18 protein-coding genes are annotated in these 19254 nt (G+C 63.2%); 12 read left to right on the top strand and 6 right to left on the bottom strand.

All coding sequences use genetic code 11. The annotated features are described in order from the left end of the window. The first annotated feature begins 80 nt into the window (after positions 1–80). Positions 81–1196, top strand: a complete 1116-nt coding sequence (locus tag ABEA18_RS00800) for an ROK family glucokinase (RefSeq protein WP_345446931.1) — start codon at positions 81–83, stop codon at positions 1194–1196. 42 nt (positions 1197–1238) lie between these two features. Here the strand turns inward: ABEA18_RS00800 and ABEA18_RS00795 are convergent, their stop codons facing one another. Together ABEA18_RS00795 and ABEA18_RS00790 are read right to left on the bottom strand one after the other, a co-directional pair. Further along, the gene (locus ABEA18_RS00795) at positions 1239–1781 is read right to left on the bottom strand and encodes a hypothetical protein (protein WP_345446928.1); all 543 of its coding nucleotides are present in this window, start codon (positions 1779–1781) and stop codon (positions 1239–1241) included. After that, positions 1774–2589, bottom strand: coding sequence for an alpha/beta hydrolase (locus ABEA18_RS00790; RefSeq protein ID WP_345446925.1), 816 nt, complete (start codon positions 2587–2589; stop codon positions 1774–1776). The genes ABEA18_RS00795 and ABEA18_RS00790 overlap by 8 nt, the downstream gene beginning before the upstream one ends. A 155-nt stretch (positions 2590–2744) precedes the next feature. Between ABEA18_RS00790 and ABEA18_RS00785 the strand changes: the two genes are divergently transcribed. Further along, positions 2745–3545: a lysophospholipid acyltransferase family protein gene (locus ABEA18_RS00785; protein ID WP_345446922.1), complete on the top strand. Its 801-nt coding sequence runs from the start codon at positions 2745–2747 to the stop codon at positions 3543–3545. A gap of 66 nt (positions 3546–3611) precedes the next feature. Further along, positions 3612–5039, top strand: coding sequence for a class II 3-deoxy-7-phosphoheptulonate synthase (locus ABEA18_RS00780; protein ID WP_425550454.1), 1428 nt, complete (start codon positions 3612–3614; stop codon positions 5037–5039). A 90-nt stretch (positions 5040–5129) separates the two neighbouring features. On the opposite strand, the gene pknB is transcribed toward ABEA18_RS00780, so the two are convergent. Further along, positions 5130–7220, bottom strand: coding sequence for a Stk1 family PASTA domain-containing Ser/Thr kinase (gene pknB, locus ABEA18_RS00775; RefSeq protein WP_345446919.1), 2091 nt, complete (start codon positions 7218–7220; stop codon positions 5130–5132). Between the two features lie 73 nt (positions 7221–7293). Then, on the bottom strand, positions 7294–8670 hold the full coding sequence (locus tag ABEA18_RS00770; protein ID WP_345446916.1) for a lytic transglycosylase: 1377 nt from the start codon (positions 8668–8670) through the stop codon (positions 7294–7296). A gap of 224 nt (positions 8671–8894) precedes the next feature. On the opposite strand from ABEA18_RS00770, the gene ABEA18_RS00765 reads away from it, so the two are divergent. Then, positions 8895–9248: an Rv2175c family DNA-binding protein gene (locus ABEA18_RS00765; RefSeq protein ID WP_236816870.1), complete on the top strand. Its 354-nt coding sequence runs from the start codon at positions 8895–8897 to the stop codon at positions 9246–9248. A gap of 105 nt (positions 9249–9353) precedes the next feature. Here ABEA18_RS00765 and ABEA18_RS00760 read toward each other — a convergent pair whose 3' ends face one another. Together ABEA18_RS00760 and ABEA18_RS00755 are read right to left on the bottom strand one after the other, a co-directional pair. Next, positions 9354–10352: a polyprenyl synthetase family protein gene (locus ABEA18_RS00760; protein ID WP_425550458.1), complete on the bottom strand. Its 999-nt coding sequence runs from the start codon at positions 10350–10352 to the stop codon at positions 9354–9356. Between the two features lie 89 nt (positions 10353–10441). Further along, entirely contained in the window at positions 10442–10630 is a 189-nt protein-coding gene (locus ABEA18_RS00755; RefSeq protein WP_308193892.1) for a hypothetical protein, read from the bottom strand. 22 nt (positions 10631–10652) lie between these two features. On the opposite strand from ABEA18_RS00755, the gene ABEA18_RS00750 reads away from it, so the two are divergent. The 8 genes from ABEA18_RS00750 to ABEA18_RS00715 all read left to right on the top strand — a co-directional run bounded on the left by ABEA18_RS00750 (position 10653) and on the right by ABEA18_RS00715 (position 19250). Next, positions 10653–10946 carry a hypothetical protein gene (locus tag ABEA18_RS00750; protein WP_345446910.1) on the top strand — a complete coding sequence of 98 codons (294 nt, stop codon included), beginning with the start codon at positions 10653–10655 and terminating at the stop codon, positions 10944–10946. 182 nt (positions 10947–11128) lie between these two features. After that, complete coding sequence (gene dinB / locus ABEA18_RS00745) at positions 11129–12331, top strand: DNA polymerase IV (protein WP_345447049.1); 1203 nt, start codon at positions 11129–11131, stop codon at positions 12329–12331. Positions 12332–12566: 235 nt separating this feature from the next. Further along, the gene (locus tag ABEA18_RS00740; protein ID WP_059389148.1) at positions 12567–12932 is read left to right on the top strand and encodes a DUF3040 domain-containing protein; all 366 of its coding nucleotides are present in this window, start codon (positions 12567–12569) and stop codon (positions 12930–12932) included. A 379-nt stretch (positions 12933–13311) separates the two neighbouring features. Continuing rightward, entirely contained in the window at positions 13312–13743 is a 432-nt protein-coding gene (mraZ, locus tag ABEA18_RS00735; protein ID WP_059389147.1) for a division/cell wall cluster transcriptional repressor MraZ, read from the top strand. 179 nt (positions 13744–13922) lie between these two features. Next, positions 13923–14921, top strand: coding sequence for a 16S rRNA (cytosine(1402)-N(4))-methyltransferase RsmH (gene rsmH / locus ABEA18_RS00730; protein WP_345446905.1), 999 nt, complete (start codon positions 13923–13925; stop codon positions 14919–14921). Further along, complete coding sequence (gene ftsL, locus ABEA18_RS00725) at positions 14918–15583, top strand: cell division protein FtsL (RefSeq protein WP_345446902.1); 666 nt, start codon at positions 14918–14920, stop codon at positions 15581–15583. The genes rsmH and ftsL overlap by 4 nt, the downstream gene beginning before the upstream one ends. A 54-nt stretch (positions 15584–15637) precedes the next feature. Then, complete coding sequence (locus ABEA18_RS00720; RefSeq protein ID WP_345446899.1) at positions 15638–17434, top strand: peptidoglycan D,D-transpeptidase FtsI family protein; 1797 nt, start codon at positions 15638–15640, stop codon at positions 17432–17434. 178 nt (positions 17435–17612) lie between these two features. Then, positions 17613–19250, top strand: a complete 1638-nt coding sequence (locus tag ABEA18_RS00715; RefSeq protein ID WP_425550453.1) for a UDP-N-acetylmuramoyl-L-alanyl-D-glutamate--2,6-diaminopimelate ligase — start codon at positions 17613–17615, stop codon at positions 19248–19250. The last annotated feature ends 4 nt before the right edge of the window (positions 19251–19254 follow it).

The raw sequence follows: 19254 nt of genomic DNA, 5'->3' as shown, positions 1-19254 counted from the left end.
CACCAATGCAGGCCTGCGGGCGCTTCGTCCGAAGGTCCAACATGTCAGTACATATGCGGCGCTCGGAATAGGATGGCGACATGCCTCTGAATTCATCCAACGACCAGATCCCGGCAAGCGTTCGGAAGATTTCCTGGTCCGGTTCGGCCTCAACCGGCCGGCGCCCCGGCTCCACGCACGGAGGCCCGCGCTGGGAGTCCGTGCCGTGGGCCGCGCGCCGATCCCATCTCGGCCGCAGGGGGCTCGCGATCGGGATCGACATCGGCGGCACGAAGGTGGCAGCGGGAGTCGTGGATCCTTCGGGCCGTGTGATCGAGGAAGCGCGTCGCTCCACGCCGGGCAATGACGCCCGGGCTGTGGAGCAGGTGATCGTCGAGCTTGTCCAGGAGCTGGGTAAAAGCCACCGGATCGCCTCTGTGGGGATCGGCGCCGCCGGTTGGATGGATCTCGATGGCGGCACGGTACTTTTCAGCCCGCATCTCGCCTGGCGTAACGAGCCGCTGCGCGAAAACCTGCAGAGCCTGCTGAGGCGCCCGGTACTCGTCACCAACGACGCCGATGCTGCTGCCTGGGCTGAATGGCGCTTCGGCGCCGGTCTTGGTGAGAGCCGCCTCGTCTGCATTACGCTCGGCACCGGCATCGGTGGTGCCATGGTCATGGACGGACGAGTGGAGCGTGGGCGGTTCGGCGTAGCGGGGGAGTTCGGCCACCAGATCGTGGTGCCCGGCGGGCACCGCTGCGAATGCGGCAACCGCGGCTGCTGGGAGCAATATGCCTCCGGTAACGCGCTCGGCAGGGAAGCGCGGGAGTTGGCCGTCCGGAATTCACCTGTTGCCTATGAATTGCTCAAGGCCGCCGGAGGCTCCGCTGAGAACATCACGGGCGTTACCGTGACGGAGCGGGCAAAAGCCGGAGATTCCGCTTCAAGGGAGCTCTTGGAAGAAGTGGGGCACTGGCTCGGGCTTGGTCTGGCCAACCTGGCTGCTGCGCTCGACCCAGGGACATTCGTCATCGGCGGTGGGCTATGCGACGCCGGTGAGCTTCTCGTGGGCCCTGCGCGGACAGCATTCACCCGGAACCTCACCGGCCGTGGTTTCCGTCCCGCGGCCGCCATCAAGCTCGCTGCGCTGGGACCGCGGGCGGGGATGATCGGCGCTGCCGACCTGTCCCGGGTCAGCGGCAGGGCGCGCGGGTAGTACGGGCCCAGCCGCGAGGGGATGCGCAGTGCGGCAGTCCGCCTAGACGCGGGCGCCGTCGTCGTTCTCGTCTTTTTCCTGGGGCAGCTTCATGATGAGGTACACCACTGAGGCCAGGAAGGTCGCCAGGATCCCCATCACGGCCAGGAGCGGCGCCGAGCGCCAGAACATCGCGGTGAACAGCAGGGCAAGCGGGCCGCCCACGGCTCCGATCCACGCGAGCATGGTCAGCGGTTCGGTACCGGCCAGGCTCGGCGGGTCCTCCGGGACGAAACCGGCCTCGTCCTCGACGTCGTAGTCACGCGGACCGGCCTCCCCGCTGCTTGCGGGTTCTTCTGCGGCGCCCCGTTTAGACAATCCAAGAGGGTCGAAGTCCTGGAAGGAACGTGACGATGAGCGCCCCGGAACGTTGTCCGGACCTGGACCCGGCTCTGTTCCGGAATCGTTGCCGGCCTCCGCCGACGTCGGCGCCTCGTCGAGGGCCGATGAAGGCATCGACTCAAGCCGGGCCACCAAATCGAGCCAGACGGCGTCGTCGTCTTTGTTGGCGCTCTGGTCGGGGGAGTCAGGCCCTGGCCTATTCATGGGGTGAATCCCGGAGCTCGGTGCCGGACTGGCTGGCGGGGGCCGAACTGCTTGTCAGCCCTGTCATCGTTTTCCTCATGAACTCGGCCGAGCCCCGGAAAATCTCCAAGGCATCGTTGTCCAACGTGGCCACGTGGTAACTGTTCTTCAAGGTGGAGAACTCCATCGAAGCCGTGACCCGCTCCTTCAACTGCGCGATGCTCCGATCCGAAACCACGTGGTCGACCGAGGAACGGAAGATGCGCACCGGAGCGGAAATCCGGGGGAGCAGGGCGACGGTGTCCTTGTACATCTTCTTCAACTCATGGGCGGCCGCGACCGGTGTCCTGGGGTAGGCTCCCTCGTCCATGCCGGGTTTCAGGATGTCGTTGGCGATGGCCGGGGTGGATTTCATGACGTGCTTGAGAATGCCGACCACGGCGGCGCGGGGATCATCGATCACCAGTCCCGGATTGACCACGACGGTACCGGCAACGGGCCGGGTAGCCGCGATCCGCAGAGCCAGTGTCCCTCCCATCGACAAGCCGGCGGCGAAGACGAAGTCGCACTCGGCCTGGAGCTCCAGATACGCCTCATCCACTGCATGGTGCCACTCCTGCCAGTGCCGCGTGGCCATGTCCTGCCACGTGGTCCCATGGCCTGGAAGCAGAGGGAGGCGGACAGCGTAGCCTTCGGCCGCCAAGTACTCGGCCCAGGGGCGCATGCTGTGCGGACTGCCCGTGAAGCCGTGGCTCATCACGACGCCGATGCTGGGTCCACTACCGGTGAAGTCGCTGGTGTACGGCGAGGGATCGGGGAGAGTGTTCATGATGACTCCGAGGCTACTCTGTTGGCGGCACTGCTTTCCGTGATGAGTCCATCGTGTCACTGTTCGGGACAATTCTCACTGGAGTATGGTGGCTTCTGAGTGCGGGCCGGGACCGTCCGGACGCCTTGCAGACGCCGCCCCGGAGAGGAACCAAAGTGTTCTATTGGGTCATGAAACGGATCTTTTTGGGTCCGCTTCTCAAATTGCTGTTCCGCCCCTGGGTCAAGGGCCTCGACAATGTCCCCCAGGATGGCGCCGCGATTCTCGCTTCCAACCATTTGTCCTTTTCCGACTCGATCTTCATGCCGGTGATGGTGCCCCGGCGCGTCAGCTTCCTGGCCAAGTCCGAGTACTTCACGGGTACCGGGCTCAAAGGCAGGCTTACGGCCATGTTCTTCCGGCTCACCAACCAGTTGCCGATGGACCGTTCGGGCGGGGCCGCGTCCGAGTTGTCCCTGCAGGCCGGCAGGGACGTCCTGGCCGCCGGCGGCCTGCTGGGCATCTACCCCGAAGGCACCCGCAGCCCCGATGCCAAGCTCTACAGGGGCAAAGTGGGGGTCGCCAAACTTGCACTCCAAACCCGGGTCCCCGTTGTTCCCGTTGCGATGATCGGCACCGAGAAAGTCCAGCCCATCGGGAAGCGTTTGCCCAACATCCGCAGGATCGGAATCATTTTCGGGCAACCTTTGGACTTCAGCCGGTACTACGGCCAAGAAGAAGACCATGCCGTTCAACGCGCCGTGACCGACGAAATCATGTACGAACTCATGCGGCTCTCGGGGCAGGAATACGTGGACGAATACGCTGCCGTCGTCAAGCAGCGGCTGGCCGGGCAGCCTCCGGAGCCGGTGAGCGGAAGCGAAGTGAATCCAGCCGGCGACGGCGACGAGGGCAGGCGCCCGCCCGGCAACAGTTCAGGCCCGGACGGCGACGGCGCAGTGGCCGGGAAAGTGTGACGGCCCGCCAATAAGGGTTACGGAAGCCATGCCCCGAACAGCGGGCAAGGCAACTAGTCTTGGAGAGTGACTGAGCTATCCGCGAACCCCGCACCGTCCATGACCGGCCCCGTGACCAGTTCCCTGGGCAGCCCCCTGACCAGCACCGCGCAAAGCGGCGCGGCAAACTATCCCGGCTTGGACGATTGGCGCCAGCTGCCCATCTCGCAGCAACCCACCTGGACCGATCGGGGCGTCTTCGATGCCTCCGTCAAAGAACTGTCCGTGCTTCCGCCGCTGGTTTTCGCGGGCGAAGTCGATATCCTGCGAGAGCGTTTGGCCGCCGCAGCCCAGGGCAAGGCATTCCTGCTTCAGGGCGGCGACTGCGCAGAGACTTTCGAGGACGCCACAGCTGACAAGATCAGCGCCCGGGTCCGGACCATCCTCCAGATGGCCGTTGTCCTCACCTATGGTGCGGCCATGCCCGTCATCAAGATGGGCCGCATGGCTGGCCAATTCGCCAAGCCCCGGTCCTCGAACGAGGAAACCCGCGACGGCGTGACCTTGCCCGCGTACCGCGGCGACATTGTCAACGGCTACGATTTCACTCCGGAGTCCCGCGCCCACGACGCCAGCCGCATGCTGAAGGCGTACCACACCTCGGCTTCCACGCTGAACCTTATCCGAGCCTTCACGCAAGGCGGCTTCGCCGATCTCCGCCTGGTGCACCTCTGGAACAAGGGCTTCACCGAAAACCCCGCCCATGCCCGCTACGAGTCCTTGGCGAGGGACATCGACCGTGCCATCAAGTTCATGGCGTCCTGCGGTGCCGATTTCGAAGCCCTCAAGCGCGTGGAGTTCTTCGCGAGCCACGAGGCACTCCTGCTCGACTACGAGCGGGCCCTGACGCGCATCGACTCCCGCACGGGACTTCCTTACGACACTTCCGGGCACTTCCTCTGGATCGGTGAGCGCACGCGTGAGCTCGACCATGCGCATGTGGACTTCCTGTCCCGGGTGCGCAATCCGATCGGCGTCAAGCTCGGTCCCGGGACTTCCGGAGACGACGCATTGCGGCTCATTGACAAGCTCGACCCGAACCGCGAGCCCGGCCGCCTGACCTTCATCACCCGTATGGGCTCCAAGAACATCCGCGAGAAGCTGCCCGCCGTCGTCGAGAAGGTCACTGCGTCGGGCGCCCAGGTCCTCTGGGTCACGGACCCTATGCACGGGAACACGGTCACCTCGCCCAACGGGTACAAGACCCGCAACTTCGATGACGTCGTGGACGAAGTCCGCGGGTTCTTCGAGGTCCACCACGCCCTCGGGACGGTACCCGGTGGCCTGCACATGGAAATGACCGGCGACGACGTCGCGGAATGCCTTGGGGGCGCCGATCCCATTGACCAGGATGCATTCCTGGACCGCTACGAGTCTGTGTGCGATCCCCGCCTGAACCACATGCAGTCCCTCGAGATGGCGTTCCTCGTGGCTGGAGCCCTCACCAAGCGGTAGTCCACACGAAGCGGACGTCCAGCAGCACGCCCGAATAGAGGAAAGGCGATCCGGAACATTTCCGGATCGCCTTTCCTGTATGGGCGCGTCCTACACAACGGTCAGGGTGACGACGGAGCCCTCCGGGGCATCGCTGTCCACGGGGTTCTGGTCGCGGACCGTGCCGAAGAAGCCACCCAGGATGTTGTTGATCTTGACCTCGAATCCGAGCGACTCCAGGGCCTTGCGGGCGGCGTCCGCCTGTTTGCCGATGAAGTTGGGGACATGCACCATTTTCGGACCCTTCGAGAGGGTCAACGTGACGGCGTCGCCGCGGATCAAGGTGCCGTTGGCAGGGATCTGGCTGACTACGGCTCCCGCGGGGACCTTTTTGTCGTTGACGGGTTCCGGCGATATTTTTGCGGTCAATCCGGCGTCGCTGATCGCTTTGACGGCGGCCTGCTGGCTCATGCCGCGGACATCCGGTACGGGGAGGGGCTGCGGTCCCTTGGAGACCACCAGTGCCACCGGGGTGCCGTGGCGGACGGCCGTGTCCTGGGCCGGAGACTGGGAGATGACCGTGCCTGAAGGCACTTTGTCGTCAAACTGCTCGGTGATTTTGCCGAGCGACATCCCCGCCGCACCAAGGGCATTCTTTGCCTGGTCAAGCGTCAGGCCGGTCATCGTGGCAAGCGGAAACAATTGCGGACCCTTCGAGACGAAGAGCGACACCCCTTGGAACTTCCGGACTACTTGGCCGGAAGCGGGTTCCGTTCCCACAGCCAAACCCGCGGTCACGTCGTCGTCGAACACGTCTTTTGGTTCGGATTGGAAGCCCGCGGTTCTCAGCAGCTGCTGTGCCTCGGCGACCGTCTTGTTCTTGGTGTCCGGTATGGTTCCGGGCGAACCGGGCCCCATGCCGAAGAACCAGCCCGCCGCAGTGGCAAGGATCGCCAGGACAATCACGACAATCGTCCAGATCACGGCCCGGCGGCGCGGGTTGCCTTCCCGCAAAGAGCGCGACGGCGTGGCCGCGGCCCGGGCGCGGTCCTTTTCTTCCTGGCGCTCCATCCGCTTGATGTCGCGTTTGCTCGGCGGGGCATCGGCCGGATCCAGGGGTTCGCGGTCCTGTGGCACCTGGATGTCGAAAGCTGCGGCACCGGGGGAGAATCCCGACGGCGGAAGCACTGTGGTTGGATTGCGCTGGCTTGAGATAATCTCCGTCGGGCGGCCTATCCGTTCCAGGGGCTCCGTACGTTCGGCGTGGAAAGGGGCGACTATCGCGGTTGCCCCGGCCGCTTCTTGTTGCCCTTCGGGCGTTGCCGCCTTGGCGGCTGGCGGGTTGATATCCAGTTGCGCGTCGCTCAAGGTGGTGCGGATGTGCCGCAGTTCCGACAAGAGCGCAGAGCCGTCCACCGGACGCTCTTCGGGTTCCTTTGCGGTGCACCACTGGACCAGTTCGTCCACATCGGCGGCAAGGCCGGGCACCGCGAGCGACGGCGGAGCGACGGCCGCGTTGACGTGCTGGTAGGCAACCTGGATGGGAACATCGCCCGCATACGGTTGTTCGCCGGTAAGCATTTCGTAGAGCATGATGCCGGTGGAGTAGATGTCGCTCCGGGCGTCCGCGGCTTTGCCGAGGACCAGTTCGGGAGCCAGATATGCGACTGTGCCGATGAGGGCGCCGGTGCTGGTTGTCGCAGTGACCGCCCGGGCCAGGCCGAAGTCGCCCACCTTGATACGGCCGTCGTCGGCGATGAGGACGTTTTCCGGTTTCACGTCGCGGTGGATGAGCCCTGCCGCGTGGGCGGCCGCGAGCCCTTCGATGACGGGGTCGATCAGGGCAAAGGCCAGCCGGGGAGGAAGGGCTGCCTTCTCGTTGAGGACGTCGCGCAGGGTGTGGCCCTTGATGTACTCCATGACGATGTACGCAATGTGGCCGTCCTGTCCCTGGTCGAGGACACCTACGACGTGCGGGTGGGAAAGGCTCGCCGCGGCCCGGGCCTCGCGCTGCAAGCGGTCGAGGAAATTCTGGTCATTCGCCAGGTGGGGATGCAGCACTTTGAGCGCCACGTCGCGGTCGAGCCGCTCGTCGGTGGCGAGATAGACGGTTGACATTCCGCCGTTCGCGAGGCGCGATCGCACCAGGTAGCGCCCGTCCACGAGGGATCCGAGGAGTTGGTCCGAAACTTGTTCCTGCACCCTACGATCCTAGTTGAGCAAAAACACGGGCCCGAATCGCCGTGCGATCCGGGCCCGTGTTCAGCGGCCTGATTTAGCTGAAGTTCTTCTTGAGGGACAGGATCGAGGCGACGTAGGCCTTGGTGTCGTCGTACATCCCGTGCTTGCTCACCGAGTACTGGCCCTGGTAGTAGCCTGCGATGGCCGTGTTCAGATCCTTGCTGGTGTTGACGAGGGCCCGGATGATGGCGACGCCGGCGGTCACGTTGTCATACGGGTCCAGGATGTTGAGCTTGCGTCCCACCAGTTGGGAAGCCCATTCTCCGGAGGAGGGAATCACCTGCATCGTGCCGATGGCGTTGGCGGGAGAGACGGCACGCTGGTTGAAGCCGGATTCCTGGTAGGCGAACGCCATGGCCAAAGACGGGTCCACCCCCATCCGGCGCGCGGTATCGGCTACGATCCCCTTCATCTGGGCGGTGCTGGGTACCGGGGACGCATTGAGCAGGGCCTTGTTCGCGTTGGCTGAACTGACCACCGCCTCCGGGTAGGTGTAGCCCAGGAACGTGTTGGGAACCAAGGGGGCGCTGACCGGAGCCGGGGCCGGAGCCGAGGCTGCAGGAGCACCCGGGATGGCGAGCTTCTGCCCCGGATAAATGATGGTGCTCATCGACAGCTTGTTGGCCGAGAGCAGAGATGACAAGGACACGCCAAGGCGGGACGCAATGCCGCCCAGAGTGTCACCCGACTTGATGGTGTACGAGCCGGTGTTGGCAAGTGCCGGCGCTGCCGGGGCAGCCGGAGCGGAAGCAGGGGCCAATGCCGCTGGAGCCGGGGCCGCCGGAGCCGGTGCGTTCGTTCCCGGGCCAACCTTGATCTTCTGTCCCGGGTAGATGATGGACCGGCCGTTGAGGCCGTTCCAGCTGAAGACGTCTGAGAGCGCCACTCCGTGGCGGGCTGCAATGCCGCTCAGGGTATCCCCGGACACGACTGTATAGCTGGCAGCCGACGACGACGACGCCGGGCTGGGCGCGGGTGCCGGGGCGCTTGGAGCAGCCGCGGAACCGGACAACTTGATCTGCTGTCCCGGGTAGATGATGGTGTTGCCCGAGAGCCCGTTGAGCTGCAGGACGGTGTTGGTGTTCAGCCCGTAGCGGGCAGCGATGCCGCTGATGGTATCGCCCCGGACGATCGTGTACGTGGCCGGAGCCGTCGGTGCCATGGGCTGCATGGCAGTCGGGATGGTCGCGGCAACCGCGGAGGCGGGAATGACGTTTGCGGATACGGCCGCGGCCTGGGCCTGCATGGCCGCGGTCAGCGATGCGGGGATCTTCTGGGTTTGTACCGCTGGAAGCGCTGTTGCCGGTTGGGCGAGCGCCAACGAAGAGAGCATGACGGCGGGCAGCGCCGCTGTGGTGGCCGCAATTATGGGCATGCTCGTTGTCTTCTTGGGCGAGCGGGGCGTCGTCATGGGAGCAATCCTCATCTCAGCAGCGGATGTTGGGAATGCCGCTGTTGCCAGTGTTACTAAAGTTAGTAGTGATGCAAATGTGATCAATGTGAATCTCTCACATTTTTCGATTCCGCACAAGAAATCCCGGCGCATTCGATTCTTGGGCAATTCGGGGACGCAAATTCCGCCCGTGCCGTCCGTCCGGCTAGGCGCAAAGCGCGCGGGCGTGGCAATCTTGATCCGTGAGTAATGTAGAAAGCCTCGTTTCCGAATGGCTGCCGCTGCCCGATGTGGCAGAGCTGCTGAACGTTTCAATCACCAAGGTCCACGGTCTTCTGGATGAGCGTGCAGTGGTGGCTGTGAGAGTGGGCGAACGCAATATCCGTTCGATTCCTGCCCTCTTTATCCAGGATGGTCATGTGGTGGATAGCCTGAAGGGCACCATCGCAGTGCTCGGCGATGCCGGGTACACGGATGAGGAGCTCATCGCGTGGCTTTTCACTCCGGATGAGTCGCTGCGTGGCCGCCCTGTCGACGCGCTCCGTGAAGGGCGCAAAACTGAAATCCGACGCAGGGCCCAATCGCTTGCCTGGTAAGGGACTCCTGCCTTAAATACAGTGGTGGCGATCAGGTTGCTGATCGCCACCACTGTATTTAAGGCAGGTATTTAGACAGCCCTTAACGTGGATTTATCCAAGAGTTCACGCGGCCCGGCTGACGGCGGCTTCGGCCAACTGCCTGAGCGCGGTAAGCGGGAGTTCAGCCAAGGGGAGGCTTTCCAAGGCCTCGAAAGCTTGGTTGCTGAGTTCCTCGATCATGGATTCCGTGGCTTCGAGCGCTCCGCAATCCACGATGATCCGCCGGATCTCGGCTACCTCGGCCTCGCCAAGGTCCTGCCGTCCGAGCATGGTATCTATGTAGCTCGAATCAGTAGCCCCGGCCTGGTTGATGGCGAAGCCCACCAGCACAGTCCGTTTGCCCTCGCGGAGGTCATCTCCTGCAGGCTTTCCTGTCGTCCCGGGGTCTCCGAACACCCCCAGGACGTCGTCGCGGAGCTGGAAAGCTTCACCAAGGGGCAACGCGAAAGCGGAATAGCCTTGCAAGAGTTCTTCGCTGGCACCGGCCAAGGCGCCACCAAGGGCCAAGGGGTGTTCCGTTGAGTACTTCGCCGATTTGAATCGGATGATGGACTGTGCGCGGCGGACGGCACCTGCGCGGTCCCGCACGGGGCCCGCAACCTCCTCCAGGATGTCCAGGTATTGGCCGGCCATGACCTCGGCGCGCATCAGGTTGAAGATCCGCCGCGCAGGCGTTCCTGTTGCAGCCCTGCCACCAATCTCGGTGAACGCTTCCTCGCTGAACGACAGGCAGAGGTCTCCGGTGAGGATCGCGGCCGCATGTCCGAAGCGTTCGCTGTCGAGGGCCCAGCCCTCGCCCTCGTGGAGCTGGCTGAACCGCTTGTGGACGCTTGGACCGCCACGCCGGGTGTCGGAGCGGTCGATGATGTCGTCGTGAATCAGGGCTGCAGCCTGGAAGAGTTCCAAAGCGCAGCCGGCAGTAATGATGTCCGGATGTGCGGACTCGCCTCCGGCACCTCGCCACCCCCAGTAGCACATCAAGGCCCGAAGCCGTTTGCCACCTGTCACGAGGCTCGTGATTGAGCCCATGAGGGGAGCGACATCGGGGGAGATGGTGGCCATGGTTTCTTGTTGCACCCCAAGGAAACCGTTAAGTTTGGCGGCGACATCGGCCACGAAACGGCTCTGTTCCGAAGCCAGGCTCTCCGTGGTCACTTGATTGACCCGGCGGCCACGTTGGCACCGATCGTGAACGTGGATTTACCCGCTGTTTCCACTACCGAGATATTCACGGTTTCATTGTCGCCACGGAGGAAATCCTTTGATTTGATACTTCCCACGGTGCTGCCGGGAACCTCCTTAAAGCCCTGCGCCGTGAGCGCAGAGGTATAAAAGGCCACTACTGCGTCCGATGGGGACGCAATGGTGCCGACCAGGGCCACCGACGCCGGGGAGGAGTTCTTGTCGAAACTGCTGGATTCCACCGCTGCCTTGGGCATCAATGGAATCAGTTGCTGCGGGAATCCCGGAACAAGGGCGCCAACCGTCGCCGAAGCTCCTGCGGCCGCGGTGGACGTGGTGGCCAGCGCCGGACTTGCCGAGGCAGTGGACGACGTTGGCGCAGCCCCTTGGGATGCCGTGCCTGCGGGGGACGACCCGCAAGCCGAGATGGTCAACGCGACGCCCGTGGCCAACAAGGCCAGACTGACGGGTTGAGGCTTTCCAAAGAGCTTCACAGGGATTTCCTCCTGGGGACGACGCCGGATGCTGCCTCCAGTTTAGGGCGCCGGATGCGGCCACCAGTAACCAGTGCCGCGGCATAGGATTTCCTTGTGAGACCACAAGCAGAGAACAACGGGCGGGGCCCCGGACAAGAATCCGCCCCGGATCCCGCTGCTCTGCGGGAACTGAGGCGCACCAGCATCCTCCACGTCGACATGGATGCCTTCTTTGTCTCGGTGGAATTGCGCACCCGGCCTGAACTCAAGGGAAAACCCGTCATTGTCGGCTTCCCGGTGGATCGCTCAGTTGTGCTGTCCGCCTCCTACGAAGCGCGGGCGCTGGGCGTGAAGTCTGCCATGCCCATGGCCAACGCTATGCGAATATGCCCCAACGCTGTCATCATCGAGCCCCGCCACAGCCTCTATTACGAGGTGTCCCGGGAGCTGATGGGCATATTCGAATCGATAACGGACCTCGTGGAGCCCTTGAGTGTCGACGAGGCTTTCCTGGATGTCGGTGGCGCGATCCGGAGGCTTGGTCCGCCCCTCAACATCGGCCATTTGATCCGGCGCCGCGTTGCGTCCGAGCTCGGAATCACTGCGTCCGTGGGAATAGCGGCCAACAAGTTCGTTGCCAAAATTGCTTCTACGCGCTGCAAACCCGACGGACTGCTGCTCATTGAGGAAGGGCAGACCGTAGCCTATCTCCACAGCCTGCCCGTGAACGCCTTATGGGGAGTCGGGGCCAAGACCGCCGATGTCCTCGCCAGGCTGGGGATCCGTACCGTGGCTGACGTTGCGGCCACGCCGCTGTCTTCCTTGAAAAAGGTCCTGGGAGCGTCGGGCGAGCACGTCCACCGATTGTCGATGGGCTTGGATCCGCGGCCGGTCACGCCTACCCGCCTCGAGAAGAGCATTGGTTCCGAGGAGACGTTCGCTGTTGACACCCCGGATGACGCACTCTTGCAGCGCGAGTTGCTAAGGCTCTCCCACCGAACCGCTTCACGGCTGCGGACAGCCGGAATGCTGGCCCGGACCATCGCGTTGAAACTGCGCTATGCGGATTTTTCGACAATCAGCCGCAGTAAGACAATGCATACGCCTGTAGACAGCGCCCAGTTGATCTATCAAGTTGCTAACCAGTTGCTGGCGTCCTTGGGGGAGCGGCCCATGAGCGTGCGTCTTGTAGGAGTCAGGGCTGAGCAGCTCGAACCGGCGGAACACACCTCGCTGCAGTTGAGCTTCGACCGCAGGGACGACAACTGGCGGGCGGCTGAACAGGCGCTTGACCGTGTCACCGAGCGATTCGGCAGCAAGACTGTCCTTCCGGCGACGCTTCTGGAGCCGCATGCGGAGCCCGGCGGGCAGGGTTCTCCCTAGGCTTCGAAGAGCCCTCGCGTGCCCTCCGGCGTGTCTTTCAGAACAGCGGCCAACAAACTATCCTAGAGATACACAGATTTAGACCGTCTGGATAAATTGCCATGTTGCGTCTGTTCCGTGAGACCGTGTTCACAAGACCCGGTCTTCGGGAACCCTTCTTTGGGTTCGTCCGTTCAAGGGAACAGAGGCAACGGCCGCGGCGTATCCAGACGCTGGCCGACTAAAGGAGGTCGCGATGCCCCTCTCGGAGCACGAACAGAAGCTCCTCGAGCAACTCGAGAAGCAACTGCATGAGGACGATCCAAAGTTTGCCAATTCAATGGGCTCTGACCCCATTCGCTCATGGTCGACCAGGCACATCGTTATTGGCGTTCTAGGCACTATCGCCGGGATTCTCTTGTTGTTGGTAGGTGTGTCCTTGCAGAACATCTTCCTTGGCGTGCTGGGCTTCATTGTGATGGGCGCCGGCGTTTACTTTGCCACCCTGAGAAGGGCAGCCGGCGGGAAGTCGAAGAGTGCCAAGCCGGGCAAGTCAAAGAACTCATTCATGAGCAACCTCGAAGAACGCTGGGACGAGCGCCGCCGCGGCGAGGAGAGCTGAACGCTCCACCGAGGGGCTTGTCCTCAACCGGGGTACCGAGTCCTCCACATTGCACCACCAGGCTCCGGCCTGATTGCGAAAAGACCCGAATATCGGGTCTTTTCGCATTTAACGCCACGTTCGCCGCACATCGTGAGCCTGTAAGCGCGGCTCGCGAAGCCGCCGTCGAGCGCTTCCCTAGAGCGCCGCCGCAAAGCGTCCTCCACCACCAACCACCACTGAGATCCACGTGTTTTCAGGCTCCCGCGTTCGAAAGTGGGGCAGAAACACGCCGGATTGCGTTGACTGTGGGGGCTTGTGGAGTAAAGTGGAGCAAGTAAGAGGGTAGTGGCGGCGTGGGGCAGGTACGGGCACCTTTACGGATGGGGGCGGTGGGCCAGTGTTTCTTGGCACGCATTCTCCTCGTCTGGACGAAAAGGGCCGGATCATCCTTCCCGCCAAGTTCCGCGAGGAACTTGCTGACGGCTTGGTGCTCACAAGGGGCCAGGAACGTTGCATCTACGTCTTCAGCCAGCGGGAATTCGAACGTATTCACGAATCCATGCGGGAGGCCCCCATTTCCTCCAAGCAATCGCGTGACTACATCAGGGTTTTCCTGTCCGGAGCCTCTGACGAGGTACCTGACAAGCAGGGGCGCGTGACGATTCCGCCGGCGCTCCGGAGCTACGCAGGTCTTGAGCGGGAATTGGCGGTCATCGGCGCCGGAACCCGTGCGGAGATCTGGGATGCCCAGGCTTGGGATGAATACCTGGCCGAGAAGGAAGCCGCCTTCTCGGAGACCGACGACGACAACCTTCCCGGGTTCATTTAGAAACCGGGACAGGAAGCAGCAATGCTTCTTGGACGGGATCTCCAGCCGCCCATCACATTGTTTTCCTGGCTCACCTTCCCCGGAGCCAGGCGGACGCTGCGATAGGCGCGGATGGGGATCCGGCTCAAGAAGCGACCCGCCCAACTGACAGACGAACGATTCAGCTCTGAGGAGGCCGCATGGAGGAGCAAGACGCGCCAAAACCAACCTCGGAGCGACATGTACCGGTCCTGAAGGACCGGTGCATCAATTTGTTGGCACCAGGTTTTGAGGCCGCCCGCAGCCGTGGCGAGACGCCCGTCGTCATCGACGCCACGTTGGGAATGGGTGGCCACTCCGAAGCGATGCTGCAGCGGTTCCCCGACCTGCACCTTGTTGGCATAGACCGGGACGAAGAGGCCCTGGCCCTCGCCGGTGAGCGCCTGCAGCCCTTCGCGGCCCGCACTGACCTGGTGCATGCCGTCTATGACGAAATCGAAGATGTCCTCGTAGACCTTGGAATCCCGGAAGTACACGGCATCCTCATGGATCTGGGTGTGTCTTCCCTCCAATTGGACGAGCGGGAGCGCGGCTTTGCCTACTCCTACGACGCGCCGCTGGATATGCGGATGGACACCAGCCGCGGCCAGACTGCCGCCGACGTCGTCAACAACTATTCCGAAGAAGACCTGGTACGGATTATCCGCAAGTGGGGCGAAGAGAAGTTCGCCGGCAGGATCGCAAACCGCATCGTCACGGCAAGGGCCGTCAAGCCTTTCGCCACCACCGGGGAGCTCGTCGAGCAGATCCGCGGCGTTGTTCCTGCGGCCGCCGCGAAGTCCGGCGGGCATCCGGCAAAGCGGACTTTCCAGGCCCTGCGGATTGAAGTCAACGAGGAACTCGACGTTCTGGAGAGAGCAGTGCCTGCCGCCCTCTCGGCCTCGGCAATGGGCGGACGGGTAGTGGTGATGTCTTACCACTCACTCGAAGACAAGATCGTGAAATCGGTCTTCCAGTCCCGGTCCAAGTCGTCGGCCCCGCTGGGCTTCCCCGTGGAGCTGGAAGAACATAAACCGGAATTCAAGACCCTTACCAAGGGCACGGAAGTGCCCACACCTGAAGAAATCGCCGAAAACCCGCGTGCGGCATCTGCCCGCCTGCGGGCCGTGGAACGCATCAAAGCGAGGAGAACAGCATGAGCACCGCTGCCGCGAAGATCCTGCCGACCACGGTGGGCAACACCGCGCGTGCCCTGCCCGCCCGGGGACCGGAACGCGACACGACCCGCAAGGCGCGGACACCGCTCTCGCTCGTCCAGAGTGTTCCCGGACGACGACGGACTCCCTTCGTCGTCTTTTGCTTCGGCGTGCTGGCGGCCGCCTTGTTGACTGTCCTGGTGCTCAACATCTCCGTTTCCACGGCCCAATACGACCTTGTGAAGCTCAGGAACGACGCTGCATCCCTGAACAAGCAGAACCAGGATCTGACACAGCAGGTCCAGAACTACCAGGCTCCCCAGAATCTTGCCGCCAAAGCCGCAGAATTGGGCATGGTAGCTTCCACTGCCACGGGCCAGATCGATCTGGACAACCTGACAGTCACAGGAAAGGCCACGCCGGCAACCAAGGGACAGAATCCCGGAGCCGTCATCGCTGCTCCTGCGGTAGCAGGCCAGTCCAGCGTCGCAGTTCCTGCACCCGCCAAGAACGATTCACTGGACAGCCGTAAGCCCAACGGTGCCGCCGACTCCACCGCGGCCAAACCGCAGGCGCCCGCGGTTCCTGCGGCACCCAAGCCGCCGGTTGTGGATCTCCATGGTGGTTCGGTCCCCGCTCCGCAGCAGAAGGTACCCGGGCAGTAGCGTCCAGCCGACCTGATTTCAGGTGACCAGCAAGGCAAGCAGCAAGGAATCGACGTGGTGCAAAAGACCGGCAAATCGAAGAACAAGAGAACGCCGGTGGCGAAGAGGCGCCTGCGCCTCGGCCTCGGAATCATGCTCACGCTGTTGCTGGTGGTCGGGGGCAAACTGTTCCTCGTCCAGGGGCTGGACGTCGGTGGCCTGGCCGAGGCTGCCTACAACAACCGGCTGACCACCACCGTCCTGCCGGCCGAACGCGGCAAGATCATTGACGCCAACGGCACCGTGCTGGCCAGCAGCGTGATCCGTTACAACATTGTGGTGGACCAAACAGTCAACACGAACACATCTGAGTTTTCGCGCTACAACACCCAGACCCAAGCCATCGATAAAATCTCCAGGACCCAAGGGATAGCAGAGCTTTCCAGCGCCCTGGGGATGGACGTCAACCAGGTTACGCAGGCCGTGACCGGCGAGAAGAAATACAACATCGTGGCCAAGGAAGTGAAGCCGGACGTCGAGGACCGGATATCCCAACTCCACATCCCGGGTATCGTCTCGGAGGGCATCAGCAAGCGCGTCTATCCCAACGGCAGCGTCGCCGGTGGCATCATCGGCTTCCTCAAGGACGGCACCACGGGCCAAGCCGGCCTTGAGCAGACCCAAGACGAGCTCCTCCGCGGCAAGGACGGCAAGCGCGTCTTTGAAATCGGCGCCGACGGTCTCCGTATCCCCGTGGCAACCGATCTGCTGACCCCGGCTGTCAACGGCAAAGACGTCAAGCTTACGCTGAACACGGACATCCAGTACTTTGCGCAGCAGGCCATCCAGACCCAGGTCAACCAGCTCAATGCCGAGTGGGGATCAATCGTCGTTGAGGACATCAAGACCGGGAACCTCATTGCGATGGCGGATACGAACGCCCCGGATCCCAACGACCCGGGCAAAGTAGCGGCTGCGGACCGCGGCGTGCGATCGGTGACGGCCGCCTATGAGCCTGGTTCGGTGGAGAAGATGATCACCGCGTCCGCTGCGATCAATGAAGGAAAGTCCAGCCCATTGGACACCGTTACCGTTCCTCCTGCCGTGACCATCGACGGTCAGACGTTCACCGATGCCTTCCTCCACGGAACCGAACAGCGGACCCTCGCCGGTATCCTCGGCTATTCGATGAACACGGGTACCGTGATGATCGGCAGCCGGCTGAGCAAGCAACAGCGCTATGACTATCTCCAGCGCTTCGGCATCGGGGAAGCCCCGGACATTGGTCTTCCCGCCGAAGCCTCAGGAATCCTGGCCAAGCCCGATCAATGGGACGACCGGCAGCAGTACACCGTCCTGTTCGGCCAAGGCGTTTCCCAGTCCACGCTGCAGACCGTCCGGGCATACCAAAGCGTGGCCAACGACGGCGTGATGCTGCAACCCAGGTTGATCGACGGCTACGTCGGCGCCGACGGGGTCGAAGCGAAAGCACCTGCCAAGGACGCCCGGCAAGTCGTTACCAAGGACACCGCGCAGCAAGTGCGGGACATCCTGGAGAGCAACGTGACGATGGGCGAAGTGAAAGATGCTGGCATCGACGGATACCGGGTGGGCGCCAAGACAGGAACCTCCGAGGCGCCCCGCGAAGACGGCCTGCCTGGCTTCGATGGCTTCACGGCCTCCATCATTGGGATGGCGCCCATGGAAAATCCACGGTTCATCGTCGAGGTTGTTGTCCAGAGGCCCAAGGGCAACATCTACGGCATCACGCAAGGACCGATTTTCCGCTCGGTGATGGGCCAGGTCCTGCGCACCTACAACGTCCCGCCGTCCACCGGCACTCCGGCGCGGTTCCCCCAATACGGCAAATAAGGACCAGGACTCCAAATAAGGCCCAGTACGCCAAATAAAGCCAGTACGGCAAGTAGTTCAGTTTCGCCAAGTAAGCTTGTTGGGCATCTGTCCGGCCACATTTAGATCAACCCATGCCGTTTGCGGGAGCCCGAGGGTTCCCGCGCGGCCAGTTTTACGAGTACCAACGGAGAGCACCTTGTCAGAGCAGAATGATGCCGTATCGATCCCTACAGGGAACCCGCCGGCTACGGACAAACCCGGCTTCCGTCCAGCCGTCGTGGCGCCGGTTGCCCTGGAGGCCATCGCATCGTCCCTCGGAATCGCGCTGACCCCGGACTCAGCCGGTACGTCGGTCACTGGTGTGTCCCTCAACTCGCGCACCGTCGAGCCGGGAGACCTGTACTTGGCCTTGCCCGGTGCCACACGCCACGGAGCAGACTTTGTCACCCAAGCGGTGGCGGCCGGCGCTGTGGCCGTCGTGACCGATGAGGACGGCGCCCGTCAATTGGCACTTGAGGACCTTGCCGTTCCGGTGCTGATCGTTGGCGATCCCCGTGCAGCAGTCGGCACCCTCGCTGCCCTCGTTTATCGAAGCCAGCCACTCGATGGGGTTTCGCCCACGCTTTTCGGTGTAACTGGTACGAACGGCAAAACAACGACCACGTATTTCATCAACTCCTTGCTCCGTGCCCTGGGCATGAATCCCGGCCTGATCGGGACGATTGAAATTCTTGCGGGGGGCGAGGCCATCCCGAGTCTGCTGACCACGCCGGAGTCAACGGACGTCCATGCCTTGCTCGCCCTCATGCGTGAACGTGGGTTGGAAGCGGCTTCCATGGAGGTCTCCTCCCATGCTCTTTCGTTCCACAGGGTCGACTCGGTGACGTTCGACGTTGCCGGATTCACCAATCTGACGCAGGACCACCTCGATCTCCACGGAAGCATGGACGAATACTTCCGGACCAAGGCGGAGCTGTTCACGAGAGCGCGCGCACGGCGGGCCGTAGTGACCGTGGACGATCCGTGGGGGCGCTTGCTGGCCGAAGAGGCGGGAATTCCCGTGACCACGCTGTCGGCCACCGCTGGGAGCGAAGCCGACTGGACGGTCGGGTCTTCCAAACCACGCGGACTTGGAACGGACTTCGAATTGCGCCACCACGATGGATCGGTCCTGCGTGTCCATACAGGATTGCCGGGAGATTTCAACGTCGCCAATGCGGCACTGGCCACCATCATGGTGCTCGACTCCGGCATCGACCGGTCGGCACTTCAGGCCGCGCTGGACAGCCACGATCCCTTCACGGTTTCCGTGCCCGGCCGGATGCAGCTGATTTCCGATGCCCCGGCTTCCGTTGTCGATTTCGCGCACAACCCGGACGCGCTGGCGCGGGCCCTGAGCGCCATACGCCCGCAAGCACCCGGATCCCGCGTGATCGTCGTTTTCGGCGCCACAGGACAGCGCGACCAGGGCAAGAGGCCGACCATGGGCGCCATAGCCGCCCGACTCGCCGACGTCGTGATTGTCAGCGACGACGATCCCCATGACGAAGACGCTGCGGCGATCCGTTCGGAAGTCATCGCCGGCGCCCGGGCCGCCCGCGAGTCGGAGGACCTTGACTGCGAGATCGTGGAAGCGTACCCCCGGGACGTCGCGATCCGCCAAGCCGTGGATCTGGCCACGGAGCAGGACACTATCCTGATCGCCGGCCGAGGACATGAGGTCTGGCAGGAAGTGAATGGCGTCAACCTTGCCCTCGACGACCGGGTGGAACTGCGGGCGGCCTTGACAGCCAGGGGATTCAAGGTTTCCACGGACGAGCGGATAGAGTCCTAGACCG

The organism is Arthrobacter gyeryongensis (assembly GCF_039543785.1).
Taxonomy (GTDB): Bacteria; Actinomycetota; Actinomycetes; order Actinomycetales; family Micrococcaceae; genus Arthrobacter; species Arthrobacter gyeryongensis.
The sequence above is the reverse complement of the archived record's forward strand: the minus strand, read 5'-3'. Positions and strand labels throughout refer to the sequence as shown.